The organism is Methylobacterium sp. EM32, assembly GCF_040593685.1.
In the GTDB taxonomy this organism is placed as follows: domain Bacteria; phylum Pseudomonadota; class Alphaproteobacteria; order Rhizobiales; family Beijerinckiaceae; genus Methylobacterium.
This window is the reverse complement of record NZ_JBEXZS010000037.1, coordinates 1-26,638: the sequence shown is the minus strand read 5'-3', so window position 1 is coordinate 26,638 and position 26,638 is coordinate 1. Positions and strand designations below refer to the sequence as shown.

The following is a 26,638-nucleotide window of genomic DNA, read 5'->3' as shown; positions in this document are numbered from 1 at the left end:
CCTTCGGATCTGGAATTCTGTGATTGCTGGCGCAGTGAGGTTCGATGCGACTGCCCCACCTCACAGGGTCATCCCGGGGCCGCGAAAGCGGAGCCCGGGATCCAGAACCGCGGATGGTTCAGGGAGAAGCGAATAGCGTCCCGCCCTGTTCGTCAGCACCTGCGGTTCTGGATTCCGGGCTCTCGCCTTTGGCGAGCCCCGGAATGACGCGGAGGGTGAGAGGATTGTCGCGGGGAATGAGCCGTGCGACAGCCCTACCCCTTGAATTCCTTGTTCCAGAAATCCGTAAACGCCGCCTGCTGCGCCTGCATCGTGGCGTAGTCGAGCGGGCGAAGCTTGGCCTGCTGGGCCTCGGTCAGGCTGATCTGCCTGGCCAGATCCTCCGGGAGCTTGGCGTCCTTGACGGTCGGCACGTAGCCCATCTTCTGGGCGAAGGCGACCTGCGCCCCCGGGTCGAGCATGGCGTTCAGGTACTTGAAGGCGCCGTCCTTGGCGCGCGAGTTCTTCGGCACGCCGGCCTCGAACAGGATCGGCAGCGCGCCCTCCTCCGGCGCCGCCATCGCGACCGGAATGCCGGCCTGCTTCCACATGAAGCCGCGGGCGAGCCACATCAGCGAGATCCACACCTCCTCGGACTTGAAGGCCGCAGCCAGCGTCTCGTTCGAGGGATAGACCTTCGGGGAGAGCTTCTTCAGGTCCCGCAGGGCCGCCTGGCCCTTGGTGAAATCGGTCGGCGTCCCGCCGGCGCCGATATTGGCGCCGGCCATGTTGAAGTTCCAGAGGATGTCCGAGAAGCCGACCCGGCCCTTGTATTTCGGGTCGAAGATGTCGGCGTAGCGGGTCGGCGGGGTCGTCACCTTGCTCGGGTTGTAGAGCACGACCAGCGCCGAGTAGATGTGCGGGATCGAGTGGGGCTTCTTGAAGACGTCGATCACCTGCGACAGCCGCGGCACCTCGGCGGCCGGCACGGTCTCCAGCACGCCGAGCTGGCTCAGCATGTAGCTGTCGATGTCGTTGATGCAGGCGACGTCCATGCTGGCGCGGCGGCTGGTGCGCTCGGCGATCAGCTTGGTGCGGCGCGGATCCTGGTTGGCGATGTCCTGCGACACCTCGATGCCCTGCGGCTTCATCAGCGGGACGTCGATGTTCTGCTGCAGGAGCGCGCCGTAATCGCCGCCCCAGGTGCCGACGACGATCGGGGCGGCCTCGGCCCGGGCGGGAAGCGTGCCGGCGAGGCCGAAGGCGGCGCTGCTGGCGATCAGGGAGCGACGGGTGATCATCGGGCAGGGCTCTCCGTACGGGGGATGACGCGGGCCGCGTCGGGGGTCCAGGTGATGCGGACGGGGTCGCCGGCGCTCAGGCGCCGGCGGGGATCGTCGGGAAGCGGCGTCGGGCTCACCGCCACGATCGCCTCGCCGGCGAGATCGAGATGGTACTCGGTGCGGGCGCCGAGATAGGTCACGGCCCGCAACCGCCCGGTGCCGGCGGCATCGGGAGCGACCGTGATCCGCTCGGGCCGGATCGCCAGCAGGCCGTTCGCGGCGGTCGCGTCGGGCGCGCACGGCACGGCGCTGCCGCTCGCCAGCCGGAACACGCCGATCCCCTCGCGCGCGCCCTCGAGCAGGTTGCAGCGCCCGACGAAGCCGGCGACGAAACTGTCGGCCGGGCGCTCGTAGAGGTCCTCCGCGCTGCCGACCTGGAGCACGCGGCCGTGCTCCATCACCACCAGCCGGTCGGCCATGGCGAGGGCCTCGTCCTGGTCGTGGGTGACCATCAGGGTGGTGAGGCCGAGCCGCGTCTGCAGTTCGCGGATCTCGAGCCCGACCTCGGAGCGCAGCTTGGCGTCGAGGTTCGACAGGGGCTCGTCGAGGAGGAACACCGCCGGGCTCACCACCAGCGCGCGGGCGAGCGCCACGCGCTGCTGCTGCCCGCCGGAGAGCTGGCGCGGCAGACGGTCGGCGAGGGCGTCGAGGCGCACCAGCCGCAGGGCCTCGGCGATGCGCCGGTCCCGCTCAGAGCGCCCCACCTTCCGCATCTCGAGCCCGAAGCCGACATTGTCGGCGACGCTCATGTGCGGAAAGAGCGCGTAGGACTGGAACACCATGCCGGTGTCGCGGGCGTGCGGCGGCAGCCGCGTCACGTCGCTCCCGCCGATCAAGACCCGGCCGGCCGTCGGCTCGATGAAGCCCGCGACCATCCGGAGCGTCGTGGTCTTGCCGCAGCCGGAGGGGCCGAGCAGCGCCACGAGCTCGCCCTGGCGGATGTCGAGGTCGACGCCGGCGACCGCGGTCGCCTCGCCGTAGCGCTTGGTGACGCCGTCGAGCTGGAGGGTGCCCATCAGACGATCCGCGACAGCTTCACGAAGCGGTCGGTGACCAGCATCAGGATCGTCACCATCAGGATCTGCGCGGTCGCGACGGCGGCCAGGGTCGGGTCCATTCGGAATTCCAGGTAGCTCAGCATGGCGACCGGCAGCGTGGTGCGCCCCGGGCCGACGAGGAGGAGGTTGAGTTCGAGGTTCTCGAAGCTCGCCACGAAGGAGAACAGGGCGGCGGCCACGATGCCGGGCCGCAGCATTGGCAGGGTGATGCGGCGGAAGACCGTGAGCGGCGTCGCGCCGAGATTGGCCGCCGCCTCCTCCGCCGCGCGGTCGAGCCCGGCGAGACTCGCGGTGACGAGGCGCACCGTCCAGGGGATGGTGATCAGCACGTTGGCGGCGACGAGGCCGCCGAGCGTCGCCTTGATGTCCATGTCGAGCCAGTCCTCGGCCCGGAGATAGAACATGTAGAGGGCCGAGCCCGCGACGATCGCCGGCACCGCCAGCGGGGCGAGCAGGAAGGTGTTGATGAACCCGCGCCCCGGGATCTTCGCCCGCACCAGCGCCAGCGCCGCGGCGGTGCCGAGCGGCACGCCGATCGCGGTGGCGGCGAGCGCGATCTGGAGCGAGGTGAGGAAGCCGCGGGCGAAGTCGCGCTGCGCCCAGGCGTTGAGGTACCAGCGCCAGGTGAGGCCGTCGGGCGGGAAGCTGACGATCTCTTGGTCGAAGAACGAGGTGACGATCACCATCGCGATCGGCGCGAACACGATCGCGTAGGCCAGGACGACCGCCGCCAGGACGGCGAGGCGGCCGAGCCGGGCCGGGAGGCCAGGACCTGAAGGGGAGAGTCCTGCCGGGGAGAGCCCGGCGGGGGCGAGGGTGGCGGCGGGCATGCGGCTCACGGCTTCGAGGTGACGGCAGCTGACCTATTCGTAGGACAGGTCTGCATCCGTTTGGCAAGGTCCGCCCGGTCTGCAGGGTGGGTCGCCGCCCGGGCGGCGAGCGAGGGGTTGGCAAGACGGGTGCCAAGCTCACGAGCCGTCGCGCCAGGGCCTCGCGACGGCGCGGTCCGGCGAAGGCGGCGTCGCCCGCAGGTCTCCTGATGCGCTTCGGTCGTCGCGCGCACCGGCCACAAGCGGGTCGCGGGGTTCTGCGCCCGACGCTGGCGTTCGGTCCGCGTCACTGATCCTCCGGGATGCATCGCCTGATAAAAAAACAAGCTTGCCTGTTTTTTTATCGCTGTCCAGTGTGCCGCGGAACGCCCCGCCTGCCCGGCGATCCGGGCGCCACCCGACCCTGCAAGGGACCGCCCGCATGAGCGCCGACCTCGTCCTGTTCCGCAACGCCCGCATCCTCGACGGCACCCACGACACCGCGCTCGACGGCCACGACGTGCTGGTCGAGGGCGGCACAATCCGGGAGGTCTCGGACCGTCCGCTCACCGCGTCCTCGGCCCGGGTGATCGATCTCAAGGGCCGCACGCTGATGCCGGGCCTGATCGACTGCCACGTCCACGTCATCGCGACGATTCCCGACCTCGGCGCCAATGCCGAGCTGCCGGATTCCCTGGTGGCGTTGCGCACCGCCAAGATCATGCGCGGGATGCTGATGCGCGGCTTCACCACCGTGCGCGACCTCGGCGGCGCCGATCACGGGCTGGTCATGGCGGTGCGTGAAGGCCTGATCGACGGCCCGCGCCTCGTCATCTGCGGCAAGGCCCTGTCGCAGACCGGCGGCCACACCGATTACCGCGGCCGCTACCACGCGAGGGACGTGAGCCATTACGGCACCAAGCTCGGGGCGCTCGGCCGGGTCTGCGACGGCGTCGATGCCGTGCGCCGCGTGGCGCGCGAGGAGATCAAGGCCGGGGCCGACTTCATCAAGATCATGGCCAATGGCGGCGTGTCCTCGCCGACCGACCCGATCGCGTTCTTCGGCTACTCGGTCGAGGAGCTGCGGGCGATCGTCGAGGAGGCGAACAACGCCCAGACCTACATCGCCGCCCATCTCTACACCGACGCGGCGATCCGCCGGGCGGTCGAGAACGGGGTGATCTCGGTCGAGCACGGCAACCTCGTGACCCCTGAGACCGCGCGGCTGATCCGCGAGAAGGGCGCCTACGTGGTGCCGACCAACGTCACCTTCGACGCACTTGCCAAGGAGGGCGCGTCCTTAGGCTTGCCGCCCGCCTCGGTCGCCAAGATCGAGGACGTGCGCGAGGCGGGGCTCGCCGCCCTCGAGACCCTGCGGGAGGCGGGCGTGATGATGGCCTACGGCACCGATCTTCTGGGCGAGATGCACCGCCACCAGTCGGAGGAGTTCGTGATCCGCGGCCGCTGCCTGCCGGCGATCGAGGTGATCCGCTCGGCCACGATCAACGCCGCCAAGGTCGTACGCCTGGAGGGCAAGGCCGGCGTGGTGGCCCCGGGCGCCTTCGCCGACCTGATCGTGGTCGACGGCGACCCGCTCGCCGACCTCTCGCTCCTCACCGGCCAGGGCCGGCACATGCGGGCGATCATGATCGACGGGCGGTTCGTGAAGGACGAACTGGCGGCGTGACGCCTTCCGCGGCCACGGGACGATGCAGGAGCCCCCGCTCCGACGTGAAAGGCGAACAGCACCCACCTTTTCGCCGATCCGTTCCGCGGCCCAAGGGAAGGCGGGCCGGCGCATCATCTTGCGCCGGTCTGGTGATGCAGGGTGAGTGCGCGCGAGCGTCGACCGCTTCCTGCTCACCATAGGCGGCGCATTCCTTCGTATAGAGCCGATTTCGATTGCCGGGCGCGTGACGAAAGGCCGGGTCGAGGCGGCGGCGTCGCCACGATGACGCTTTGATGACGCTGCGGAACGTATCGAATTCAGACGATCGTCGCTCAAGAAAGCTTAACCGTTCGTCGGGGAGAATGGCGTCGTTCGATTGTCAGATGTCGGGACGGCAGCATCATGCGTAACGGGGTGTCGATCGCGGCGAAGCTGGGGCTGTGCCTCGCTGCCCTGGTCCTCCTGATCGGAGCGACGAGCGGGCTGTCGCTGGCCGAGCTGCGCCGGGTCAACACGGCCGCTGCGGACCTGCGCGACGTCCGGGTGCCGGCGACCGACACGCTCGGCTGGATCGGCATCAACATCATGCGCCAGCGCGTGAACGGATCGCGGCTGATCACCGCCGACACGCCGGAGCTGCGCGCCGAGGTCGCTGGGCAGATCGCCAAGCGCGACGCGATCATGGAGGCGCAGTATGCCCGCTTCGAGGCGCTGCCGCTCTCGCCGGCCGAGCGCGATCTCTACAAGGAATTCCGCCGCCACGTCGCCGACTACGCCGAGCAGCAGCGCCAGGCCGTCGCCAAGGCGACCGCCGGCGACATCCCGGGCGGGCAACGGATCTACAACACCACGATGTCGAACGGCATCATCGCCATCATGGGCGCCTGGGAGAAGCTGGTGGCGCTGAACGGCGCCGGCTCGAAGGCGAGCGGCGCCCTGATCGAGGAGACCTACGCCGCGGCCAACCGCAACATGCTGGCGCTCACGGCGCTCGCGCTCCTCGTCGCCGGCGGCGCGATGGTGCTGGTGCGCCGCGGCGTCGCCGGGCCGCTGCGGGCGATCACAGCCGCGACCCAGCGGCTCGCCGGCGGCGAGACCGGGGTGGCGATCCCGGGACAGGGGCGCCGCGACGAGATCGGCGCGCTCGCCGGCTCGCTGGTGGTGTTTCGCGACAACCTGATCCGCAGCCGCGCCCTGGAGGAAGAGACTGCGCTCGCCCGCGCCTCGGCGGAGGCACAGCGCAAGGCCGGCATGCGCCAGATGGCCGATACCTTCGAGGCGGCGGTCGGCAGCATCGTCGGCGGCGTCTCGGCGGCGGCGACCGAGCTCGAAGCCACCGCCCGCTCGCTCAGCGGCAGCGCCGCGCAAGCCGCCGGCCAGTCGGGTGCCGTCGCGGGCGCGGCGAGCGAGGCGGCCGCCAACGTCACCGTGGTGGCTGCCGCTGCCGAGGAGCTGGGCTCGTCGGTCCAGGAGATCGGCCGGCAGGTCTCCGGCTCGGCCGAGCTGGCGCGGGTCGCCGTCTCCGAGGCCGGCGAGACGGTCGCGCTGGTGCAGGACTTGGCCGAGGCCGCCGCCAAGGTCGGCGACGTGGTGGCCCTGATCTCGTCGATCGCCAGTCAGACCAACCTGCTCGCGCTCAACGCGACGATCGAGGCGGCGCGGGCCGGCGAAGCGGGGCGGGGTTTCGCCGTGGTGGCGGCGGAGGTCAAGCAGCTCGCCGGCCAGACGGCCCGGGCGACCGAGGAGATCACCGGCCAGATCGGCCGCATCCAGGCCTCGACCGGCCAGGCCGCGGCGGCGATCGACGGCATTGGCCGGCGCATCCGAGAGATCGACGGCGTCGCGAGCTCGATCGCCGCCGCGGTCGAGGAGCAGGGCGCCGCGACCCAGGAGATCGTCCGCAACGTCGCCGAGGCGGCGGCCGGCACCGGCGCGGTCACCGGCACCATCGCGACGCTGGCCGAATCCGCCGGCGAGACCGGGGCGGCCGCCGCCGAGGTGCTCGGCGCGGCCTCCGAGATGTCGCGCCAGTCCGAGCACCTGTCGGCGGAGGTGGCGCGGTTCCTGGCGACGGTGAGGGCGGCCTGAGCGGGGTTCACCCCGCCGCCCGCACCACCCGCGCGCCCACCGCCTCGGCTTCTGCACATTGCGCCGGCGTCGCCCCGGCATCGGTCACCAGGGTCCAGCGGCGCGGCAGGGGTGCCCAGGCCCCTTGCGTCGCGCGGCCGAGCTTGGAGGAATCCATCAGCACCACGATCTCGGCCGCCTGCTCCATCATCAACGACTTGAGGGCGACCTGCTCGATCGCCGCCTCGCACAGGCCGCGGCCGGCGACGAAACCGTCGCCGCTCACCACCGCCTTGTCGGCGGTGAGACGGCGCAGCGAGGCCTCGGCGAGCGGGCCCATCGTGCTCATGCTGCCCGGCCGCACCGCGCCGCCGAGCACCGTCAGGGTCAGGCCCGGCGCGCCGGCGAGCGCGCTCACCAGCGGCAGGTTGTTGGTGATGACCGCGTGGCGCCGCCCGGTCAGGCCCGCCCCGAAGGCGGCCACCGTCGAGCCGCCGTCGAGGACCAGGATGTCGTCGTCGGCAAGCAGCGCCAGGGCGGCCCGGGCGATGGCGGCCTTCTCGGGCCGGGCCTGTGTCTCGCGCTCCGGCAGGCTGGTCTCGGGCAGCGGGTGGGCGATCACGGCGCCGCCATAGGTGCGCCGGATGGCGTTCTCCGTCGCGAGCCGCTGCAGATCGCGCCGGATCGTCGAGGCGGAGACGCGGAAGCGCTCCGCCAACTCCTCGACCACGACCTCGCCGGCCTGGAGCGCCTCCAGCAGCAGCGGGTGGCGGTGCCGGCCGCGGGTCACGGGTCTCAGACCGCCCGGCGCGGCGCGAGGTCGACCGCCTGGCGCAGGGCCTCGACCAGCGAGCCCGCATCGGCGACGCCCGTGCCGGCGATGTCGAAGGCGGTGCCGTGATCGACCGAGGTGCGGATCACCGGCAGCCCGACGGTGATGTTCACCCCCGCCTCCAGCCCCAGCACCTTGATCGGGCCGTGGCCCTGGTCGTGGTACATCGCCACCACGATGTCGTAGTCGCCCCGTCCCGCGAGGAAGAACAGCGTGTCGGCGGGCAGCGGCCCCTCGACCCGCCAGCCCTTCGCCCGGCAGGCCTCGACGGCCGGCGTGATCTTCTCGGCCTCCTCGCCGCGGCCGAACAACCCGTTCTCGCCGGCATGGGGGTTGATGGCGCAGACGCCGATCCGCGGATTCGCGATGCCCGCCTTGACCAGGGTGTCGTGCCCCCGTGCGATCACCCGCTCGACGAGGCCCGGCTCGATCCGCGCGATGGCGTCGATCAGCCCGATATGGGTCGTGACGTGGATCACCCGAAGCTTGGGCGAGACCAGCATCATCGAGACTTCCGGCGTGCCGGTCAGCGCGGCGAGGAGCTCGGTATGGCCCGGATACTTGTGCCCGGCGGCGTGCAGCGCCTCCTTGCTCAGGGGCGCGGTGCAGATCGCGGCGGCCTGGCCGGCCTGGACGATCCGGACCGCCCGCTCGATGAAGCGGAACGCCGCCTCGCCGGAGATCGGCGAGACCTTGCCGAAGGGATGGCCCGGCGGGATCAGCCCGAGATCGATGCACGCGACGGTGCCGGGGGAGTCGGACGCCTCCTCGGGCGAGGCGAGCGCCTGGACTTCGAGGGCCGAGCCGACGATGCGGCCCGCCTCGCGCAGGCGCCCGGCGTCGCCGACGACCAGCGGCCGGCACAGCGCCGCGACCTCCGGGAGGGCCAGCGCCTTCATGATGATCTCAGGGCCGATGCCGGAGGCATCGCCCATGGTGATCGCGACGGTCGGTCGGCTCATGTCGAGGGTCCCTGGTGTCTGATGGCCCGGAGGTGATGAACGGCGCGCAGGAGCGTGTCTTCGTTGCCGAAGGCGCCGGCCTTGGTGACGATCGGCACAGTGAGCGCGCCGCGCGTCAGGCCGAGGGACACGCCGGGCTCGATCTCGTCGATCAGCCGCAATCCGTCGACACCTAGATGCGCGAGCAACGCCGCCGCGGTCTCGCCGCCGGTCGCCACGAGCGCCCCGAGATGGGCTGCGACGGGGGCGAGCCACGCGCCGAGGGCGTCGGCGAGGCGGGAACCGAGGGCGAGGTCGGGCGCCGCACCCATCGCGACCTCGACCAGTACGTCCTCCCCGGCGCTCAATCCCGCCGCCACCGCGGCGCGGCAGCGGGCCCGCGCGGCCTCGTCCGTCCCGAGCAGCAGGTCCGGCGCGACGGGGACGTGGCGGGTCTCGTCGGCGAGCCGGCGCGCGGCGGCGCGGGAGGCGGCGGCGAGGCTTCCGACCACCACGAGGGTGCCGCCGGGGCCGGCCGCGATCTCCGGCGCCGGGGCGGAGGGCCCGGCTTCCTGAGCGGCGAGCGCGTGGGCGAGGCCGGCGCTGCCGATCCAGACCAGCTTCTCCTGCGCGTCGAGCGCGAGGCCGGCCTCGGCGATCCGCGCGAGGTCGTCGTCGGTCTCGGCATCGGGTACCGCGACCGCGCCCGCCCGCGCCGCCGCGACCAGAGCCGCGCGGAGATGGTCGCCGCCGGCCCGCACGGTCGTAAGCGCGATCGTCGCGCCCGCCAGCCCGGCTTCCTCCAGCATCCCGGAGAGCGCACCGGTCGCGTAGGTGTGGTCCCGGCGCCAGAGCTCGGTCTCCTCCAGCGGCCGGCCCTCGACCCGGATCCGGCCCGCCACCGTGGTGCGGCCGGTCGCCGGGAAGGCCGGCGCCAGGATCCCGAAGGCGCCGCCGCGCCGGCGCAGGGCCGCGAGGGTGGCGGCCAGTTCCGCCGCGGGCTGCCCGCGCAGGGTCGAGTCGATCTTCTTGAACACCGACCGCCCAGGCCGGTGCAGCCGGTCGACGAGGGCGGCGTGGCGCGCGGCGGCCGCCTCCGGGCCGAGCTGGCGGCTGTCGGCATCGTGCGAGACGACGTCCTCGTCAGCCCCGGATTCCCGCGCTCCGGATCCCGCCGCGCCCCATTGCACGCAGGCCGAGCGGCCGCGCCGGGCGAAGGCGATGGCGCAATCGGCGGCCCCCGTGAGGTCGTCGGCGAGGATGAGCCAGCTTCGCGCCACGGTCACGCCCGCTCCGCCACGCGCGGGGAGGGGACCGGCGCGGCCTCCTCCGGGCGCTCGCCGAAATGCCGGGCGGTCCAGGCGGTGGCGAGCGGGGTGAGGATGGCGGTGACCACTACAGTCGCGGCGACCAGCACCGTCGCGGGGGCGGCGGCATCGGCATAGGCCGGGTTGGCGGCGGCGATGATGGCCGGGACCGCGGCGGCGTTGCCGGCGGTCGAGGAGGCGGCGACGCCCGCCACCCCGGTGCCGCCCGTGAACCGGTCGGCGAAGAAGAGCGGGATGCCGGTCACGACCACCACCGCGACGCCGAGCCCGAGGCCGAGCAGCCCCGCCTGCCAGATCTTGGTCAGGTCGAGCCCGGTGCCCAGCGCGAAGGCGAAGAACGGGATCATCACCGGCACGGCGCGGCCGAGGAAGTCGCGCATCTCGCGGTCGAGATTGCCGAGGATCATGCCGACGAGGAGCGGCAGGATGCTGCCGACCATCGTCTGCCACGGAAACGCCGACAGGCCGGCGACGCCGAGCGTCACCATGGTGAGGAAGGGCCCGGATTCGAGGCACATGAGCGTGTAGGCACCGACGTCCCGCGGCCGACCATACTGGCCCATCAGCGCCATGTAGAGGCCGCCATTGGTGTCGTTCATGGCCGCGACGATCGCCAGGGTCGAGAGGCCGGCGAACAACCCGCCGGCGATCGGCGCCTCGCCGAGCAGGCGGCCGAAGATCACCCCGAGGATCATCGCGATCCCGACCTTCACGACGAGCAGCGTGCCGCCCTTCTTGACGATGTAGGGCGTCGCCCGGAAGTCGATGCTCGCGCCCATGCAGACGTAGAACACCGCCAGGATCGGCAGCGCGCCGGTGAACAGGGCGCCGGTGAACGAGCCGAACACCTTCGGGGTCGCCGGGAACAGGGTCGCGATCACCGCGCCGACCAGCAGCGGCACCACCATCATCCCACCCGGCACGCGCTCGATCGCGCGCTTGATCCGGACCTCTCCCATCCGCAGCCCCGCCATGCGGCCCTCCCTTGCGCGGATCGCGCAGTGAGTTGCGCGCATATCCATCTGTTAGTGCTTGAAGATCGCATAAACGGGCGGGTGTCAATCGTTAATTTGCGCGATGTGTGCAGTGCTGCCATGGTGGGATGGCCACGCTGCCGGCGGTGCGGCGTGGCCACGGGGCAGCGGTCCGAATGCGCGGACGCCGGTCCTACTCGACGATCAGGCGATACTCGATGTCCTGCAGCATCCGCCCGTAGGCTCCGGAGGCGCGATTGTAGCGTCCGCCGAACTTGAGCACGTGGAGCCCGGGCTTAAGCGGGGCGAGGGCGATCCAGAAGCCATCGCTCGCTGTCGGGAATGCGTCGTAGACACCGCTCTGAGGTGAGGCGTTGGCGAAGAGGTTGAAGCATTCCTTCGTCGCCGCTCGATACCGGGCGAGATCGTCGAACGATGTGCCGTCGAGTTCCAGGAAGAGATCGACGGCGTGCTCGTTGTTGAGCGCGGCCGCTTTGCGTGCAACGTCGCAGGTCAGCAACGGTGAGTTTGCCGGCCGCCAATAGGCCATGTTGATGAGCGGGAAGAACAGGTGCTTCCCGGCAGGAATGCGGCAGGTGCGCGTGATCTTCGCGCTGCCGAAGCCGCCAGCAAGGAACCACGCATCGCCGCTCTGGCGGTCCGCGCACTGCGCCCCGTCGCGGTCGGCGACCGGGCTGCGTGCGCTCGGGACCGCCATCGCCCATTTCCACCACTCGGCGCTCAAGGCAGGCGCGGCGACCCCTCCGATCGTGAAGCCGGGCTGGAGAATCGGTCCCGCTGCGCACGCCTCACTCAGTGTCAGAGAAGACGAAAGACCCACGATTGCCAATACGGCAACCATGTTTTTGATTCTCGATGCTGGTCTGATCTTTAAGTGAAGCATGACGATTGCCTTGGTACGGGGGCGTGAAATCGATAGTGTTGCTTCATTCGTAAATGATGAAAACGAGTATCGAAATACTAGAGCATTTTCCGACCAAGTGGCTGTCGGTTGGGCGAAGAAAATGCGGCAAAATCAAAGACCTAGATGGCTTCGCGATTGCAGCGCGATCGTGAAGTGCTCTAGGCGATCATGCGAAGCATTCGCGGCGCGCGGGTCGCGGCGGACGCCCGCACGCCATTGGGCTGGTTGCGCCCTTCAGAACGCCAGCTTCATCCCCCCGACGACACTGCGCGGCGCGCCTGCGAAGATCGACCCGGTGGTGGTGGCGAGCACGCCGGCGCCGTTCTGCAACCCGGTCACGGCGCTGATCGAGTTCGCCAGCGGCTGGGCCGAGGCGATGTAAGTCGCATTGAGCAGGTTGCGCACCTCGACGTAGAGGCTGAGGCGCTTGGCGTAGGCTCCGACGAGGTCGGTGTCGTAGTGGATGTTGGCGTTGAGGATCGCGTAGCCCGGCGCCCGCAGCAGGTTGGCGTTGTCGAGGAAGAACCCGTCCTGGTAGACCGCCTCGACGAAGGCGCCGAGCCCCTTGAACGGTCCCGTCGGCTGGTCGTAGCCGATACGGGCGAGGAGTTGGTGGGCCGGCACGCCCGGGATCAGGCGGCCCGCCCGGTCGAACCGCGCAGTCAGGCTGCCGGCGCTCAATTGCTCGACGTAGCGGGTGTAGAACTGGTCGTTGAGGCCGTAGGCCGCGAAGGCGCGCCAGCCGGGCGAGAATGCCCATTCGGCGCCCGCCTCGATGCCGCGATGCTCCGAGGCCGGGGCGTTGAAGGTGTAGCTGAGCAGGCCAGCCCCCGGCGACTGGGTGACGAACTCGTTGCGGAAGAACTCGTAGAAGCCGGTCAGGCTCAGGCGCAGGTCCGGCAGGGGCGACCAGTCGGCGCCGAGGTCGAAGCCGAGATTGGTCTGGGTGCGCAGATCGGTGTTGTTGCCCGGCACGCCGGCCGGGGTCACGAACAGCACGTTCGCCGCAGGCGTCGCGTAGCCGGTGGCGACGCGGCCGCGGAACGCGAGAGAGTCGTCGGGCCGGTAGACCAGCGCCAATTCCGGCGCCACGTTGAGGAAGCTGCGGTCGATCCGGGCCAGGGCCTGGCTCGTGCCCCCGGCCGAGTAGCCGTAGGTGAGGGTGCGCCCTGTCAGCCAGGTATTCTCGGCCGAGACGCCGACGACACCGGTCCATTGCTCGGAGAGCGCGATCTCGGCCCGGGCCCGGCCGCCGAGATTCGACTGCAGCGCCTCCTGGTTGCTCACGAGCGCGCCGAGCCGCGGGCCGCCATAGGGCGCGCGGTTGTAGAGCGCGATATGGTTGTCGATGGCGCTGTAGGAGAGCGCCGCGTAGCCGACGACCGGCAGGCCGAAGGCTTGCGTGCGGTGCGTGATGTCCGAGAGGACATTGTAGGACGGATAGCTGCCGCGCGAGGAGGTGGTGTAGAACGGCTGGTCGAAGTTGCGCTCGTCGAAGCCGACCTGGGTGCGCCAGGTCGTGTTGGCGTCGATGTCGTGCTCCCAGCGCCCGGCGATGAGCGTGCGCCGGTCGTTGCGACCGAAGGCGCCCTCGTCCGCCGTCACCGGCACGGTGGCGCCGAAGGCGCCGTTGCGGAACAGGTTGAAGGTGGTGCAGCCGACAGCCGCCGTCGCGGCGCTGGCGCAGCCGCGCTGGTAGGGGTTGATCCGGTACTGCGCCAGCGACGAGCGGGCGGGCAGGTCGACGTCGACGAGGTTGTTGATGACCTTCAGGGTGAAGCGGTTGTCCGGTGTCGGGGTGTAGCTCGCCAGCAGGTTGACGGTCTGGGTGTTGGCGCTGGCATGGTCCTGGAAGCCGTTGAGGCGGAAATCGCTGGCGAACAGGCTGACCTCGTAGGGCCCGCTGACCCCGCCCACCGTGAAGTAATGATTCAGGTAGCCGAAGCTGCCGGCGTCGGTGCCGATCTCGTAGCCACCGATCTCGCGGCCGGTGCGGGTGCGGAAGGCGATCGCCCCGCCGGTGGCATAGTTGCCGAACAGGGGGGATTGCGGCCCGCGGAAGACGTCGATGCGCGAATAGGCCCGCGGATCGGTGAGGTCGAAGCGCGAGGCGCCGTCAGCTTGCGTGACGACGAAGCCGTCCTCCAGCACCACCATGTTCTTGATGACGCCGGTCGAGCGGGCGTTGTTGCCGCGGATCGACACCACCACGTCGCGCGGCCCGTTGCCCTGGCGCACGCTGACGCCGGGACTGTTGACGAGCACCTGGCCGACGCTGGTCGCCGGGCGGTTGGCGATCACGTCCTGGCGGCCGATTCCCGTGACGATCTCGCCGACCGGGCGCTCGATCACGCTCGGGGCCGAGCCCGGCGGGGCGGCGACGCCGAAGGCGGGACCGGCTGGGCTCGCCCCGGCGACCGAGATCTCGTCGAGGGCGATGGTTTCCTGCGCCGGGGCGGCGCCGGGCGCGAGGGCGAGGAGAGGTGTGAGGAGGAGGGCGAGCGCGCGCGGGCGCAGGCCGGAACCGGGGAGGGGCGGCATCGGACGTCTCGTCGTAGAAGCGGGAGAGGCGGCGCGCGAGCGCCGGCCAGGATTCGCGTGAGGGGTTCGCGTCAGGCCGTCGCCGGCCGGCGCAGGCCGCGCCGCAGGCCGAGCCACGCGGCGTCGAGGGCGATCATCGCCAGGATCGCCAACCCGGTGAGGGGGAAGAGGATCCCCATCGCCGCGACGAGGCCGGTGACGGCGCCGATTGCGCGGCGGTCGTCGGGCCAGGCCGGCACGCCGAGGCGGCCCGCGGGGCGGCGCTTCCACCACATCACCGCGGCGGTGACGGCGAGCAGGATCGTGGCGAGGCAGAAGGCCAGCATCAGCAACTGGTTGAGCCGCCCGGCGACCTCGCCCTTGTGCAGCCCGATCCCGTACTGGATCCCGCGCCCGACGATCCCGATATCGGCAAACCGCACGTTCACCAGCGGCCGGCCGCTATACTGGTCGAGGGAGATCATCCGCTGGCGGGTGACGTCGCGCGGATAGGCGGCGGCCGCGTAGACGCCGGTCGGCCCCTGCGGCAGCGCCAGCTCGTAGCCCGCCGGCATGCCGAGACCGGTCAGGATCTCGGCCGCCCGGTCGATACCGATCGGCACGCCGTCGCGGCTTGCGGAGAGCGGCAGCGGCGCGGCCTCGAGCGTCCAGCCGGTCTGGTCGAGCACGGCACCCATCGGCACCGTCGAGACCGGCACCCCGGCCCAGAGCGCGTCCGGCTGGCCGAGCCCGGCGCGGTTCGACACCGCCCGGATCTGGTCGCCCCACAGGATCGACCACGGCAGGCCGGTGGCGGCGAGGAAGAACAGGCCGGCCCCGGCGACGAAGCCGGTGACGGCGTGCAGGTCGCGCCACCACACCCGCCGCGCCGGCGTGCCGCGCACCGAGACGACTCCGCCCTTCTGGCCGCGCGGCCACCACAGGTAGATCCCGCTGAGCACCAGGATCAGCGTGAAGCCGGCCACGACCTCGATCAGGCCGTTCGCTACCGGCCCGAAATAGGCGAGGCTGTGCAGCCGGCGCACCACCATCATCGCCTCCTCGCTGCGCCCGACCCGGTCGAGGACGGCGCCGTCGTAAGGGTCGAGGTAGACGAGGGTTTTGGCCCTAGGGCCCGCCATGGTGACGATCGCCGTGCGGTCGGGTGCCTCCGGGCCGGCATAGGTCGTCGGCTGGGCGTCCGGCACCGCGTCGGCGGCGATGAAGATCAATTGCTCCGGCGACAGAGGCGCCGTCGCGCGCACCGGCACGAGGGTGCGGTGGGCGAACAGCGTGCGGTTGATCTCGTCCTTGAACAAGTAGACTGAGCCGGTCGCCGACAGGAGGACCAGGAACGGCAGGCAGAGGAGGCCGGCATAGAAGTGCCAGCGCCACACCGCGCGATGCACGGCATCGCGCAGGCGGGCGCGCCCCGGGGCCGGGGCGGAGGAGACGGGCATGGGTCGAGGATCCGAAAGGCTCAGTGATCGATGCGGGTTCGCGGTCGATCAGGCCTGCGGCGGTCCTCGTGGGCTGGCGCTCGCGTCGGGCGGCGCGCGCGCCGGGCGCTCGTCGGCGGCGGGCGGGACGCGCTCGGCGAGGCCCGGGCGGTCCCAGGCGAGATGGAAGGCGAGGAGGAGCGGGCCCGCGAGGAGGACGGGGTGGGCCGCGACGCAGCAAGCGAGGGCGCAATGGGTGCCGCCCTGCGGGACCCCATCCGTCCCCTCGACATGGCAGATCACCGCGCCCGGGGCCGCCTGGGCCGGCACGGGCGCGAGGGCGCCGAGCAGCACCTGCAGGCATAGCGCGTAGAGCGCAACCACCGCGATGGTCGCGCGACCGATCGACCGTGTCGGTGGGTTCCCGCGCATGCCACAGGGGGTAGGCCGGCGGGGCGGAGAGCGTCAATGACGAAGGATGGGAAACTGGCGGAATTTCGGCGTGTGGTGCCACCGGAGCACCCGGGATTCCGGTACGGGTCGCCCGCGTACACGGGCGGCGGCGAGCTTCCCGGGCGGCCAGATGGTAGTCCAATACAGCATTCGGCGCAGCATGGTGCCCAAGTCGGTGGCTTGGAATTGCCATGACGAGCCGGTCTTCGAGTCGAAACTCTGACCTTGGGTCAAAGTCCTGGTCCCCGGCTTTCCTGTCTCTGGCTTAAGCGCGAATTAACCGTAACGAGCGATTGTCAGCGTCAACGCTCATCCATGGCCCGAACAGGCCGACGGGACACACGCCATGGGACTCGACGTCTTCCAGAGCATGCGCGCGACGCGGCCGGGCACCGAGTGCGACCGGCTCGAGCAGAGCTTCGTGACGAATCTCGGCGGGGTGCTCCGGTCGATCGGTGCGATCACCGCGCGCGAGGGCCTGACGCCGGTCGACGGCGCCTCCCCGCCGCGGGACTGGGACGCGTTGATCGCGCATGTCCGCAAGGCCGCAAGCGCCCCCGGCGAGGCCGATACGCAGCTCCGGGAGCGCGAGCTCCGGGCCCAGACCCTGCTGCGCAGCGCCCGCAAGCGCCTCGACGAGGCCACCGCGCTGGAAGGTCAGGTCGAGTCGCGGGTGCGCGCGGCGGAGGCGAGAGCCCATGCGGCCGAGGCGAGGACGCTCGCGGCGGAGGACGCCGCCCGCGCCGCCGAGGCGCGGGCCATCGTGATGATCGAGGCGGCCGAGGCCCGCGCGCGCCAGGCCGAGGAAGCCGCCCGCAGCGCCCTGGACTGGCTGCAACGCCTGCAGCAGGCGGGGCCTGGCGCCGGACCGGCCATGGTGCCGCCCCCCGGCCTCCGGCTCCGGCGCGCCGCCTGAGCGCGGCCTCTCAGTACCCCCGGCCTACGTCCACCGCGGCCGGGATCCGCCCCGTGTCCCGATAGGCGCGCACGTTCCCGGCGACGACCGAGGCCGCGCTGGCCGGGGTGGTCGGCCCGGAGATGTGCGGCAGCACGGTCACGCCGGGATGGCGCCACAGGGGCGACTCGGGCGGGAGCGGCTCGACCTCGAACACGTCCAGCACCGCGTGCGAGAGATGCCCGGCATCGAGGGCCGCGAGGAGCGCCTCGGTCGCGACGATCGGCCCGCGGCCGAAATTGATCAGCCCCGCCCCCGGCTTCATCGCGGCGAGGCGTTCGGCATCGAGGAGGCCGCGCGTCGCCTCGGTCAGCGGCAGCAGGCAGACGGCGACGTCGCTCGCCGCGAGCAGATCCCGGAGGCCCTCCGGCCCGGAATAGCCCGTCACCCCCGGCGGCACCGATTTGGGCGAGCGACTCCAGGCCGCGACTCGGAAGCCCGCCCCCGTCAGGCGCTCGGCCGCCGCGCTCCCGAGCGCTCCGAGGCCCAGGAGCCCGACGGTGACCTCGGCCGGCGGCCGGTAGGCGTGCTGGCGCCAGGTTCCGGCCTCCTGCTGGCGCCGGTAGGCCGGCATGTCGCGCTGGAGGTAGTAGGTCCAGGCCAGAACCGCCTCGGCCATGGTGCGGGCGAGCTCGGGGTCGATCAGGCGGACGATCGGCGCGCTGCTTTGCCCGAGATCGCGCACCAGCCGCTCGACCCCGGCCCACAGGCTCTGGATCCAGGCGAGGTTCGGCAGCAGCGCCACCTCGGCGGGATCGGGATTGGCGACGATGGCGATCCGGATCCCGTCGCGCTCCGCGGCGCTCAATTGCCGGAACGGCCGGATGGTTTCCTCGGGCATGGCGGCGGCGAGCGCCGCCAGGAAGTCGGCCTCCTCCTCCGCGTCGAGGGTGCCGAGGAAGGCGATCGGTTCGGACATCGAGAGCCTCGCGTCAGCGGCCGAGGACGGGGGTGAGGCGCGCCACCGCCTCCCGGGCGAGGCCCGGGCTGATGGCGAAGCACAGGCGGATGAAGCCCTCGCCCTCCGGCCCGAAGGCGGTGCCGGGCGCGACGCCGACCTTCGCCTCCTCGAGGAGCCGGAAGGCGAGGGCGAGGCTGGTCTCCTCCGGGCGCGGGGTCCCGGGGCCGGCGACCCGGGCCATCAGGTAGAAGGCGCCCTCCGGCACCGACACGGTGACGCCGGGGAGGCGCGAGAGGCCGGCGACCAGGATCTCCCGGCTCTCGGCGCAGCGCGCGACCATCTGGCGGATGAAGCCGTCGCCCTCCTCCAGAGCCGTGATGGCGGCGTGCTGGATGAAGGTCGGGATCGAGGTGGTGTTGTACTGGCCGAGCTTGGCGAAGGTGGGCCCGAGCCCGCGCGGGGCGATCAGCCAGCCGGCGCGCCAGCCGGTCATCGCCCAGTTCTTCGAGAAGGTGTTGGTGACGACCAGCCGGTCGTCCTCGGTGCAGATCTGCAGGAAGGACGGCGCGATGGCGTTGCCGTAGGTGAAGTGGGCGTAGACCTCGTCGGCGATGATCCACAGGCCCCGCGCCCGGGCAAGATCGCGTAAGCCCTTCATCTCGTCGAGCGGCATGATCCAGCCGGTCGGATTCGAGGGCGAGTTGACCACGATCACGCGGGTGCGCGGGGTGATCGCCGCCGCGATGTCGACGAGCGGCAGGGCGAAGCGCCCGTCCCCCTGCACCCGGTAGGGCACCGTCACCGGCACGCCGCCGGTGATGCGCACGGCTTCCGCCAGGTTCGGCCAGGCCGGGGAGGGGATGATGATCTCGTCTCCGGGCTCCAGCAGGGCCTGGGCCGCCTGCATGATCGCGTTCATGCCGCCGGCGGTGACGGCGAAGCGCTCGGGCGGGACGTCCACGTCCCAGTGCCGGGCGTGGTAGGCGCTCAGCGCCTCGCGCAGGCGTGGGAGGCCGAGGGAGGTGGCGTAGCGGGTGTGGCCTGCCAGCATCGCCTTGTGGGCCGCCTCGACGATGAAGGGCGGCGTCGGCAGGTCGCCCTCGCCGATCCACAGCTTGACCACCTCGGGATCGTCCCGGCCGCGGTCGGCGACGAGGCCGATCTGGCTCGTGCCGATGCCGCGCATCCGCGGCGACAGCGTGGCCGAGAGGTCCGGTGGGGTGGTCTCCGCGTAGGTCATCGGTGGGTCGTGCCCTCGTGTCGGGGGAGCGTGTCGGTGACCCTCCATAGCATTGCGGGCGCAGGGTGCGAGCCGCGCTCCGCGCATGCGTCGCCATGGATCTTGGCCGAGGACCTTGGCCGATGGATTTGGGCCGGTTCGCCACTACAACGCTCTCAAGAACGAACATCGGGAGGACCCACAGCATGACGGTCAACCGCAGAACGGCCCTGGCGGGCGTCTCCGCCCTCGGTGCCGCCGCCCTCGCGTCGGGCGCCGCGCAGGCGCAGGGCGCCGCTCCGAAAACCTACGTGCTGGTCCACGGCGCCTATGGCGGCGGCTGGATCTGGCGCGACGTCGCCGCCGGCCTGCGGAGCCAAGGACACCGGGTCTACACGCCGACCCAGACCGGGCTCGGCGAGCGCAGCCACCTCCTGTCGCGCCAGATCACGGTCGACACCCATATCGAGGACGTGGCGAGCCTGATCGCGTTCGAGGACCTGCGCGACGTCATCCTGGTCGGGCATTCCTACGGCGGCATGGCGGTCACCGGGGTCGCGGACCGGATGACCGACCGGATCCGCCACATCGTCTATCTCGACGCGCTGATCCCCGAGACCAGCGATACCGCCTTCACGATCCTGCCCGCCGGCATGGCGGAGGCAAGGCGCAAGACCGCCCTGGAGCAGGGCGCGGGCGTGGCGCTGCCGGTGCCCGGCCCTGAGGCTTTCCCGATTCCCGCCGGCCCGGCCAAGGACTGGTTCATGCAGCGCCTGCGGCCGCACCCGATCGGCACCTACGAGAGCCCGGTGCGGTTGAGCAAGCCCGCCGGCGCCGGCCTGCCGGTCACCTACGTCGCTTATACCAGCCCGGCGCTCGCCTCGATCGAGCCGAGCCGGCAGCGGGCGAAGGCGAAGGCCGGGTGGCAGTACCGGGAACTGGCGGTGCCGCACGACGTCGAAGTGCCGAACCCCGAGACGGTCGTCGAGGTGCTGGCGGGGGTGGGGTAGGGCGAGGAGGCGGGGTCGTTCCCGCCGCCGGATATCACACACTCCGCGTCATCCCGGGGCCGCGCAGCGGAACCCGGGATCCATAACCGCCGACGGTTCAGGGCAAGACGGAACGTCAGCCGCCTTGTTCGGCACTGTTAGCGGTTATGGATCCCGGGTTCTCAACTACGTCGAGCCCCGGGATGACATTGAGAGCTTCAAGTCCCGCAGCCCACATCGAGCAGGCTTCGAAGGGCGGAGTCATCGGATCGGCTGACCGGCGGCCGTCATCGACGACCGCCGGCCCCACCTCACGCCGCCTTGCCGGCCGGCATCGCGACCGCGGCGGGCGCGTCGACCGTCTCGTCCGCGCCCTCGTCCATCTCGCCCTGCCAGCGGGCGACCGCGGCGGTGGCGAGGCCGTTGCCCAGCACGTTGGTGACGGTGCGGCCCATGTCGAGGATCTGGTCGACGCCCATGATCAGCAGGATGCCCGCGGCGGGCAGGCCGAACATCGGCACCGTCGCGGCTACCACCACCAGCGAGGCGCGCGGCACGCCGGCGATGCCCTTGCTGGTCACCATCATGACGAGCAGCATGGTGAGCTGCTCGGTGATGCCGAGATGGATGCCGAAGGCCTGGGCGATGAACAGCGAGGCGAGCGCCTGGTACATCATCGATCCGTCGAGGTTGAACGAGTAGCCGAGCGGCAGCACGAAGCCGGTGACGCGGGGCCGCACGCCGAATTTCTCCAGCACCTCGACGGTGCGCGGGAAGGCGGCCTCGCTGCTGGCGGTCGAGAAGGCGACGATCATCGGGGTGCGCAGCAGGCGCAGCAATCGTACGACACTGTTGCCCAGCACCAGCCAGCCGGCGCCGATGAGGAGCGCCCACAGCACCGCGAGGCCGAGATAGAACACGGCGATGAACTTGCCGTAATCGATGAGCACGCCGAGGCCCTGGATGGTGACGACCGAGGCCATGGCGGCGAAGACCGCGAGGGGAGCCACCTGCATCACCGCGTCGGTGACCTTGAACATCACCTGCGCGAGCCCGTTCAGCATGTGGATCATCGGGTCGGCGTAGCGGCGGTCGATCGCGCTGAGACCGGAGCCGAAGAACACCGAGAAGACCAGGATCTGCAGCACCTCGTTCGTCGCCATCGCCGACACGATGCTGGTCGGGAAGACGTGGGTGATGAATTCGCGCAGGTTGATCGAGGCGGCCTTCAGCCCGGTCTGCGCGCCCGCATCCGGCAGCGGCAGGCCGAGGCTGGCGCCGGGCTGGAAGAGGTTGGCGACGAGGAAGCCGAGCGAGAGCGAGACGATCGAGGCGGTGAGGAACCAGCCCATGGCGAGGCCCGCGACGCGGCCGACCGTCTTGGTGTCGCCGAAGCTCGCGATGCCCGACACGATGGTGGCGAAGACGAGCGGCGCGATGATCATCTTGATCAGCCGCAGGAAGATGTCGGTGCCGATGGTGAAGTAGCCGGCGATCTCCTTGGCCTCGGCCGGGCTTCCCGCCATGCCGTGCAGCACTGCGCCGACCGCGACGCCGAGAGCGAGCCCGATTCCGGTATAGAGCGTCAGCCGGCCCGAACGTCCGGTCGATTCAACCTGTGCCATTTGTCATGTTCCTCCCAGGGGTGAACGGATGTGCGGCAAGGGCCCCGGACGCCATGGTGAGCGCGCCCGAGGCTTCCCGCAGATGTCTGGCGTTTCCGTCCGTGAAGTGGCAGGTCTCTTAGAGTGCCGTCAGGGCCTGCGGGCGCGTCAGCTGGTCGGGTTGGAGCACCCGGTCGAGCTGGTCTCTGGCCATCAACCGCTTCTCGAGCACGAGGTCGTAGACGCCCCGGCCCGTGGCGTGCGCCTCCATAGCGATCGCCGTGGCGTTGCGATAGCCGATATAGGGATTGAGCGCCGTCACGATCCCGATCGAGTTCTCGACGCTGGCGCGCAGGCGCTCGCGGTTCGCCGTGATGCCGCGCACGCAATGCACGTCGAGGGTGCGGCAGGCCGCCTCGAGATGGGCGAGGCTGCGGAACAGGCTGTAGGCGATCACCGGCTCGAAGGCGTTGAGCTGAAGTTGGCCCGCTTCCGCCGCGAAGGTGATGGTGACGTCGTTGCCGATCACCTCGAAGGCGACCTGGTTGACGACTTCCGGGATCACCGGGTTGACCTTGCCGGGCATGATCGACGAGCCGGCCTGGCGCGCCGGCAGGTTGATCTCGTTGAAGCCCGCCCGCGGCCCGCTCGAGAGCAGGCGCAGGTCGTTGCAGGTCTTCGACAGCTTGACGGCGACGCGCTTGAGCACCCCCGAGACCTGCACGAAGGCGCCGCAATCCTGCGTGGCTTCCACCAGGTCCTCCGCGGTGATCAGCGGGATCTCCGTGATGGTCGAGAGCCGCTCGCGCACGAGGCCGGCATAGAGCGGGTGGGCGGTGATGCCGGTGCCGATCGCGGTGGCGCCGAGATTGATCTCGCGGATCAGCAGCTCGGCCTCGCCGAGGCGGGCCTCGTCCTCGCTGAGCATCCGGGCGTAGGTGCCGAATTCCTGGCCCAGCGTCATCGGCACCGCGTCCTGGAGCTGGGTGCGGCCCATCTTGAGGACGTCGCGGAATTCATGCGACTTCGCCTCGAAGCTGGTCCGCAGGGCGGCCATCGCGTCGACGAGGCGGCGGAGCGCCCCGATCCCGGCGATCTTGAGCGCCGTCGGGTACACGTCGTTGGTGCTCTGGCTCATGTTGACGTGCTCGTTCGGGTGCAGCCGCCCGTAATCGCCGCGCGCGGCGCCGAGTAGTTCGAGCGCCCGGTTGGCGATCACCTCGTTGGCGTTCATGTTGGTCGATGTGCCGGCCCCGCCCTGGATCTGGTCGACGACGAACTGGTCGTGCAGGGCGCCGCCGCGGATCTCGATGCAGGAAGCCACGATGGCGTCGCAGCGCTCGGAATCGAGCAGGCCGAGCTCGCGGTTGGCGAGCGCCGCGGCCTGCTTGATCGCCGCCAGCGCCCGGATCAGGTCGGGGCAGGTGGCGAGCGTCGTGCCGGTGATCGGGAAATTCTCCACGGCGCGCAGGGTGTGGATGCCGTAATAGGCGCTCTGCGGCACCTCTCGGTCGCCGAGAAGGTCGTGCTCGATGCGGGTCGCGGTCGTGGTCAAGGCGGGCTCCTGGCGGATTTTTCGGCGCGCGGCCGCGAGCCGGCGCACCGGAGGGCGCGCAGGCGGCGGGGCCGCGGCGGAGGGGCGGTCTGGGGCCGGGATCGGGCCGGTTCCGCAGGGAACCGTGGCGCCGTCACCGGATGGCGGCGGAATAATCCCGCATCGTCGGTGCCGCCAATGCTATGTTCGCGATGAACTATTCCGCATCCGAATAGTTTGGCGGATCCTCCGCCGCGACGGCCCATACCTCGTCGAGGAAGGAGCGGTGGCGCTCGGCGCTGCGGTAGAGGCGGATGTCCATCGGCATCTCGCGGCCGAGCACCGTGAGCGCTCCGGCCCGGATCTCGGGTGCGACCAGGCTGCGCGGCAGCCAGGCGATGCCGTGGCCGCCGAGCGCCATCGAGCGCAGGGCCTCGGCCATCGAATTCTCGTTGGTGTGGACCGGGTAGGTCGCCGGCGCGTCCTCGGCGGATTGCGCGATGCCGGCCAGCCGCCCGAGGAACGAGCCGCGGGAATATTGCAGCAGCGGCAGGCGCCCGCGCGCATCCGGCACCAGCGCGCGGGGGGAGGCCACCGCCGCCAGGCTGTCGCGGCCGACGACCCGGCAGGGATAGCGCTCGGGGTCGAGCGGGATCGGGATGCCGGGGTGGTGATAGGTCAGGAGCAGGTCGTAGCCGCCCTCGACCAGGGCCTGGACGCAGATGTTGAAGTTGTCCGGCAGCACCCGGCTCGCCACCGGCCCGAGGGCGTCACGGATGCGCCCGAGCCAGCGCGGCAGGAACGACAGGCAGAGCGAGTGGAGCGCCGTGATCGTCACCACCGGCAGCCCGGCGCCGTCGCTGCGGGCACGGAAATCGGCCCGGCTCAGGGTGAGCAGCCGCACCACCTCCTCGGCGGTCTCGAGGAACTGGCGCCCGTCGGCGGTGAGGGTGATCGGGTAGGTGCTGCGGTCGAGGAGCGCGGTGCCGAGCCAGACTTCCAGCGAGCGGATGCGTCGGCTGAAGGCCGACTGGGTCACGGCCCGGGCTTCCGCCGAGCGCGAGAAGCTGCGGGTCTCGGCGAGGCTCAGGAAGTCCTCGATCCACTTGAGTTCCATCGCGGTCGTCCGGGTGGGCGGGGGCTGGTTACGCTGCCCGCTTCCGTTTCTCAGCGGATGATCGAAATCCTCATCCCACCCGCCACCTCAGGATGAGGTGGCGGGTGGGAGAAATCAGTTCAGAACGTGATCGCGTCCACCACCTTGCGGAAGCGCGGCAGCATCGCCTCACGGTCCTGGGCGCGCACCACGCCGACGGCGCGGAAATAGCCGTCGGGCTGGAAGCGGATGGTCTGCGACACCACCACCGGCATGCCCGACGGCACGTCGGTGGCGCGCGCCACGATCTCGTGCCACTCGGCGCCGTTCTGGCGGAAACCCTGCGAGCGCTCGATCGCGAAGTCCTTCATGGTCTGGTTCGAGTACAAGGCGGCCTTGGCGAAGGCGTCGCGCTGCTCGGCCGACGGCGCCGGCTGCACCGCCTCGGCCAGCACCAGGATCGGCTGCTCTAGGTTCATCATCTGGTCCTTCGGCCCGTCGGTGTAGAGCACCGAGTTGCCGCCGAGCACCCGCACCGGGCGGAAGCCCGCGGTCTCGGTGACCCGGAAGGGCAGGGCCGCGACCTGCTGGTCGAGGGTCAGGGCCGGGCGCACCCGCACGCTGGTCAGCATCGCGCGCATCGCCTCGTCGGATTCCGCCGCCGGCAGGGTCTGGCCGATGATGATGCCGGTCACGGTCGGGTCCGAGACGAGGAAGACCCACTTGTGCAGGGCCGGCGCGCCGGCGGGCTGCTCGATCGGCTGCTCGCCGGTGAACAAGAGGCCCTCGCGCCCGTCGGCGAGCTTCAGGGGCTCGCGGGTCTTCACCACGAGGCCCTGGCTCTTCAGGTTCTCGTCGGTGAAGTTGGCGGTGAGGTCCTTGTAGGCCTGGGGCGGCAGCTCGACCACCGAGACCGTGGCGCCGCCGGCCGGCCGCTCGAAGCCGGTGAAGCGGCGCGACACCACCATGTCCTTGGCCGGCTCGAAGCCGAAGCGCGAGCCCGGCGGATAGACCGGATCGGCAGCCAGCGCCCCGGCCGGCAGGGCGACCAGGAGGGAGAGGAGCGCGACCGCGCGCTGAGACATGGAACGGACGCGCAGCGACATCACACGCGGCGGCAGGGGACTCGTCGGCATCGGACTCGTCTCTGGGTTGGCGAGAGCCCGCCCGGGAGCGGGCATCGTCTCGGACTTCGCCGGATGCGTCGGCCGTGCGCGCCGGTCTGTCAAGCGGGGCGGATCGCCGAGACGCGCCGCAAGGTCAGGTTGAGGCGTCCGCCTGCCGCCACCGCCCCGGGCAGGACCGGCGCGGATCCGGAGGCCAGGAGATCGGCGGGCAGGATGCGGTCGACCCCGTGGAAGATCAGGCGCGAGGGGCCGCCGATCACCAGGGCGTCGCCGGAGGACAGCCGCACCGAGCGGGTCGGATCGGCGCGTTGGAGGCCGCCGTAGCGGAAGAGCGCGGTCGCCCCGAGCGACAGGGAGAGGACGGGGGCCGAGAACTCCGCCTCGTCCCGGTCCTGGTGCAGGCCCATCCGGGTGCCGGGGGCGTAGAGGTTGACGAGGCAGGCCTCCGGCTCCGCCGGGCACCCGGCGAGTTCGGTCCAGGCCCGCGTCACCGCCGCCGGCATCGCCGGCCAGGGCCGGCCGGTCTCCGGGTGCGTCGCCTGGTAGCGGTAGCCCGCCCGGTCGGAGACCCAGCCGAGGGGGCCGCAATTCGTCATCCGCACCGAGAACGGCTTGCCGGTGCGCGGCATCGCCGGCGTGAAAGGCGGGGCCTCCGCCAGCACGGCGGCGAGGTCGTCCGCGAGGGCGCCTTGTGCCGCGGCGTCGAGATAGCCCGGATAGTGGATCAGGCCGGGGGCGAGTTCGATCACGGCATGCTCCTGTGGCGGATGGCGCCGTGTCCTAGCAGCCTGTCGGATTGGTATTTTGCTGTGACGGGCGTGTCGTTTGTGGGGGTGGGGCGGGCCGTAAGGTCTCAGGCGTGGCACAAGCGGTGGA

The 26,638-nt window shown here is 71.1% G+C and carries 22 protein-coding genes; 4 read left to right on the top strand and 18 right to left on the bottom strand.

Going from position 1 to position 26,638, the window contains the following annotated elements; all coding sequences use genetic code 11:
• Positions 1-254 precede the first annotated feature (254 nt).
• From ABZT49_RS05515 to ABZT49_RS05505, 3 genes are read right to left on the bottom strand one after another with little or no spacing between them, the layout of a single operon-like run.
• Entirely contained in the window at positions 255-1,280 is a 1,026-nt protein-coding gene (locus tag ABZT49_RS05515) for an extracellular solute-binding protein (RefSeq protein WP_355284087.1), read from the bottom strand.
• A complete protein-coding gene (locus ABZT49_RS05510; RefSeq protein WP_355284085.1) occupies positions 1,277-2,338 on the bottom strand; it encodes an ABC transporter ATP-binding protein in 1,062 nt (353 codons plus the stop codon). The genes ABZT49_RS05515 and ABZT49_RS05510 overlap by 4 nt, the downstream gene beginning before the upstream one ends.
• Positions 2,338-3,210, bottom strand: a complete 873-nt coding sequence (locus tag ABZT49_RS05505; RefSeq protein WP_355284083.1) for an ABC transporter permease — start codon at positions 3,208-3,210, stop codon at positions 2,338-2,340. The genes ABZT49_RS05510 and ABZT49_RS05505 overlap by 1 nt, the downstream gene beginning before the upstream one ends.
• Positions 3,211-3,631: 421 nt before the next feature.
• Between ABZT49_RS05505 and ABZT49_RS05500 the strand changes: the two genes are divergently transcribed.
• The gene (locus ABZT49_RS05500; protein WP_355284080.1) at positions 3,632-4,876 is read left to right on the top strand and encodes an amidohydrolase family protein; all 1,245 of its coding nucleotides are present in this window, start codon (positions 3,632-3,634) and stop codon (positions 4,874-4,876) included.
• Between the two features lie 384 nt (positions 4,877-5,260).
• Positions 5,261-6,946 carry a methyl-accepting chemotaxis protein gene (locus tag ABZT49_RS05495; RefSeq protein WP_355284077.1) on the top strand — a complete coding sequence of 562 codons (1,686 nt, stop codon included), beginning with the start codon at positions 5,261-5,263 and terminating at the stop codon, positions 6,944-6,946.
• 7 nt (positions 6,947-6,953) lie between these two features.
• Here the strand turns inward: ABZT49_RS05495 and ABZT49_RS05490 are convergent, their stop codons facing one another.
• The 8 genes from ABZT49_RS05490 to ABZT49_RS05455 all read right to left on the bottom strand — a co-directional run bounded on the left by ABZT49_RS05490 (position 6,954) and on the right by ABZT49_RS05455 (position 16,268).
• A complete protein-coding gene (locus ABZT49_RS05490) occupies positions 6,954-7,715 on the bottom strand; it encodes a DeoR/GlpR family DNA-binding transcription regulator (RefSeq protein WP_355284074.1) in 762 nt (253 codons plus the stop codon).
• 5 nt (positions 7,716-7,720) lie between these two features.
• Complete coding sequence (gene pdxA / locus ABZT49_RS05485; RefSeq protein WP_355284072.1) at positions 7,721-8,719, bottom strand: 4-hydroxythreonine-4-phosphate dehydrogenase PdxA; 999 nt, start codon at positions 8,717-8,719, stop codon at positions 7,721-7,723.
• Positions 8,716-9,984 (bottom strand): four-carbon acid sugar kinase family protein, encoded by a 1,269-nt coding sequence (locus ABZT49_RS05480; protein ID WP_355284069.1) that lies wholly within the window; start codon positions 9,982-9,984, stop codon positions 8,716-8,718. Before ABZT49_RS05480 ends, pdxA begins: the two co-directional genes overlap by 4 nt.
• Positions 9,981-11,000, bottom strand: coding sequence for a 2-keto-3-deoxygluconate permease (locus ABZT49_RS05475; RefSeq protein WP_355284066.1), 1,020 nt, complete (start codon positions 10,998-11,000; stop codon positions 9,981-9,983). Before ABZT49_RS05475 ends, ABZT49_RS05480 begins: the two co-directional genes overlap by 4 nt.
• A 193-nt stretch (positions 11,001-11,193) precedes the next feature.
• The gene (locus tag ABZT49_RS05470) at positions 11,194-11,862 is read right to left on the bottom strand and encodes a hypothetical protein (protein WP_355284064.1); all 669 of its coding nucleotides are present in this window, start codon (positions 11,860-11,862) and stop codon (positions 11,194-11,196) included.
• 297 nt (positions 11,863-12,159) lie between these two features.
• Positions 12,160-14,466 carry a TonB-dependent receptor domain-containing protein gene (locus ABZT49_RS05465; protein ID WP_355284062.1) on the bottom strand — a complete coding sequence of 769 codons (2,307 nt, stop codon included), beginning with the start codon at positions 14,464-14,466 and terminating at the stop codon, positions 12,160-12,162.
• A 71-nt stretch (positions 14,467-14,537) separates the two neighbouring features.
• Positions 14,538-15,905, bottom strand: coding sequence for a PepSY domain-containing protein (locus ABZT49_RS05460; protein ID WP_355284059.1), 1,368 nt, complete (start codon positions 15,903-15,905; stop codon positions 14,538-14,540).
• Positions 15,906-15,953: 48 nt separating this feature from the next.
• On the bottom strand, positions 15,954-16,268 hold the full coding sequence (locus ABZT49_RS05455; protein ID WP_355284056.1) for a hypothetical protein: 315 nt from the start codon (positions 16,266-16,268) through the stop codon (positions 15,954-15,956).
• A 415-nt stretch (positions 16,269-16,683) separates the two neighbouring features.
• Between ABZT49_RS05455 and ABZT49_RS05450 the strand changes: the two genes are divergently transcribed.
• Complete coding sequence (locus tag ABZT49_RS05450) at positions 16,684-17,253, top strand: hypothetical protein (protein ID WP_355284055.1); 570 nt, start codon at positions 16,684-16,686, stop codon at positions 17,251-17,253.
• Between the two features lie 10 nt (positions 17,254-17,263).
• Here the strand turns inward: ABZT49_RS05450 and ABZT49_RS05445 are convergent, their stop codons facing one another.
• A complete protein-coding gene (locus tag ABZT49_RS05445; RefSeq protein ID WP_355284052.1) occupies positions 17,264-18,211 on the bottom strand; it encodes a glyoxylate/hydroxypyruvate reductase A in 948 nt (315 codons plus the stop codon).
• A gap of 13 nt (positions 18,212-18,224) precedes the next feature.
• A complete protein-coding gene (locus ABZT49_RS05440; RefSeq protein ID WP_355284050.1) occupies positions 18,225-19,433 on the bottom strand; it encodes a pyridoxal phosphate-dependent aminotransferase in 1,209 nt (402 codons plus the stop codon).
• A 185-nt stretch (positions 19,434-19,618) separates the two neighbouring features.
• On the opposite strand from ABZT49_RS05440, the gene ABZT49_RS05435 reads away from it, so the two are divergent.
• Positions 19,619-20,422 carry an alpha/beta hydrolase family protein gene (locus ABZT49_RS05435; protein WP_355284048.1) on the top strand — a complete coding sequence of 268 codons (804 nt, stop codon included), beginning with the start codon at positions 19,619-19,621 and terminating at the stop codon, positions 20,420-20,422.
• Positions 20,423-20,712: 290 nt separating this feature from the next.
• Here ABZT49_RS05435 and ABZT49_RS05430 read toward each other — a convergent pair whose 3' ends face one another.
• The 5 genes from ABZT49_RS05430 to ABZT49_RS05410 form a co-directional block, all read right to left on the bottom strand.
• Positions 20,713-22,026: a dicarboxylate/amino acid:cation symporter gene (locus tag ABZT49_RS05430; protein WP_355284045.1), complete on the bottom strand. Its 1,314-nt coding sequence runs from the start codon at positions 22,024-22,026 to the stop codon at positions 20,713-20,715.
• A gap of 118 nt (positions 22,027-22,144) precedes the next feature.
• Complete coding sequence (gene aspA, locus ABZT49_RS05425; protein WP_355284043.1) at positions 22,145-23,560, bottom strand: aspartate ammonia-lyase; 1,416 nt, start codon at positions 23,558-23,560, stop codon at positions 22,145-22,147.
• A 196-nt stretch (positions 23,561-23,756) separates the two neighbouring features.
• On the bottom strand, positions 23,757-24,656 hold the full coding sequence (locus ABZT49_RS05420) for a LysR substrate-binding domain-containing protein (RefSeq protein ID WP_355284041.1): 900 nt from the start codon (positions 24,654-24,656) through the stop codon (positions 23,757-23,759).
• A 119-nt stretch (positions 24,657-24,775) separates the two neighbouring features.
• Positions 24,776-25,720, bottom strand: a complete 945-nt coding sequence (locus ABZT49_RS05415; protein ID WP_355284039.1) for a hypothetical protein — start codon at positions 25,718-25,720, stop codon at positions 24,776-24,778.
• A gap of 140 nt (positions 25,721-25,860) precedes the next feature.
• A complete protein-coding gene (locus tag ABZT49_RS05410; RefSeq protein ID WP_355284037.1) occupies positions 25,861-26,511 on the bottom strand; it encodes an alpha-ketoglutarate-dependent dioxygenase AlkB in 651 nt (216 codons plus the stop codon).
• Between the last annotated feature and the right edge of the window lie 127 nt (positions 26,512-26,638).

Bases quoted from the DNA above. Each gene is read 5' to 3' on its own strand.
- ABZT49_RS05495 (WP_355284077.1), top strand. From the start codon at position 5,261: ATGCGTAACGGGGTGTCGATCGCGGCGAAGCTGGGGCTGTGCCTCGCT.
- ABZT49_RS05500 (WP_355284080.1), top strand. From the start codon at position 3,632: ATGAGCGCCGACCTCGTCCTGTTCCGCAACGCCCGCATCCTCGACGGC.
- ABZT49_RS05440 (WP_355284050.1), bottom strand. From the start codon at position 19,433: ATGACCTACGCGGAGACCACCCCACCGGACCTCTCGGCCACGCTGTCG.
- ABZT49_RS05445 (WP_355284052.1), bottom strand. From the start codon at position 18,211: ATGTCCGAACCGATCGCCTTCCTCGGCACCCTCGACGCGGAGGAGGAG.
- ABZT49_RS05460 (WP_355284059.1), bottom strand. From the start codon at position 15,905: ATGCCCGTCTCCTCCGCCCCGGCCCCGGGGCGCGCCCGCCTGCGCGAT.
- ABZT49_RS05420 (WP_355284041.1), bottom strand. From the start codon at position 24,656: ATGGAACTCAAGTGGATCGAGGACTTCCTGAGCCTCGCCGAGACCCGC.
- ABZT49_RS05430 (WP_355284045.1), bottom strand. From the start codon at position 22,026: ATGGCACAGGTTGAATCGACCGGACGTTCGGGCCGGCTGACGCTCTAT.
- ABZT49_RS05450 (WP_355284055.1), top strand. From the start codon at position 16,684: ATGGGACTCGACGTCTTCCAGAGCATGCGCGCGACGCGGCCGGGCACC.
- pdxA (WP_355284072.1), bottom strand. From the start codon at position 8,719: ATGAGCCGACCGACCGTCGCGATCACCATGGGCGATGCCTCCGGCATC.
- ABZT49_RS05475 (WP_355284066.1), bottom strand. From the start codon at position 11,000: ATGGCGGGGCTGCGGATGGGAGAGGTCCGGATCAAGCGCGCGATCGAG.
- ABZT49_RS05465 (WP_355284062.1), bottom strand. From the start codon at position 14,466: ATGCCGCCCCTCCCCGGTTCCGGCCTGCGCCCGCGCGCGCTCGCCCTC.
- ABZT49_RS05510 (WP_355284085.1), bottom strand. From the start codon at position 2,338: ATGGGCACCCTCCAGCTCGACGGCGTCACCAAGCGCTACGGCGAGGCG.
- ABZT49_RS05415 (WP_355284039.1), bottom strand. From the start codon at position 25,720: ATGTCTCAGCGCGCGGTCGCGCTCCTCTCCCTCCTGGTCGCCCTGCCG.
- ABZT49_RS05505 (WP_355284083.1), bottom strand. From the start codon at position 3,210: ATGCCCGCCGCCACCCTCGCCCCCGCCGGGCTCTCCCCGGCAGGACTC.
- ABZT49_RS05435 (WP_355284048.1), top strand. From the start codon at position 19,619: ATGACGGTCAACCGCAGAACGGCCCTGGCGGGCGTCTCCGCCCTCGGT.
- ABZT49_RS05470 (WP_355284064.1), bottom strand. From the start codon at position 11,862: ATGGTTGCCGTATTGGCAATCGTGGGTCTTTCGTCTTCTCTGACACTG.
- ABZT49_RS05515 (WP_355284087.1), bottom strand. From the start codon at position 1,280: ATGATCACCCGTCGCTCCCTGATCGCCAGCAGCGCCGCCTTCGGCCTC.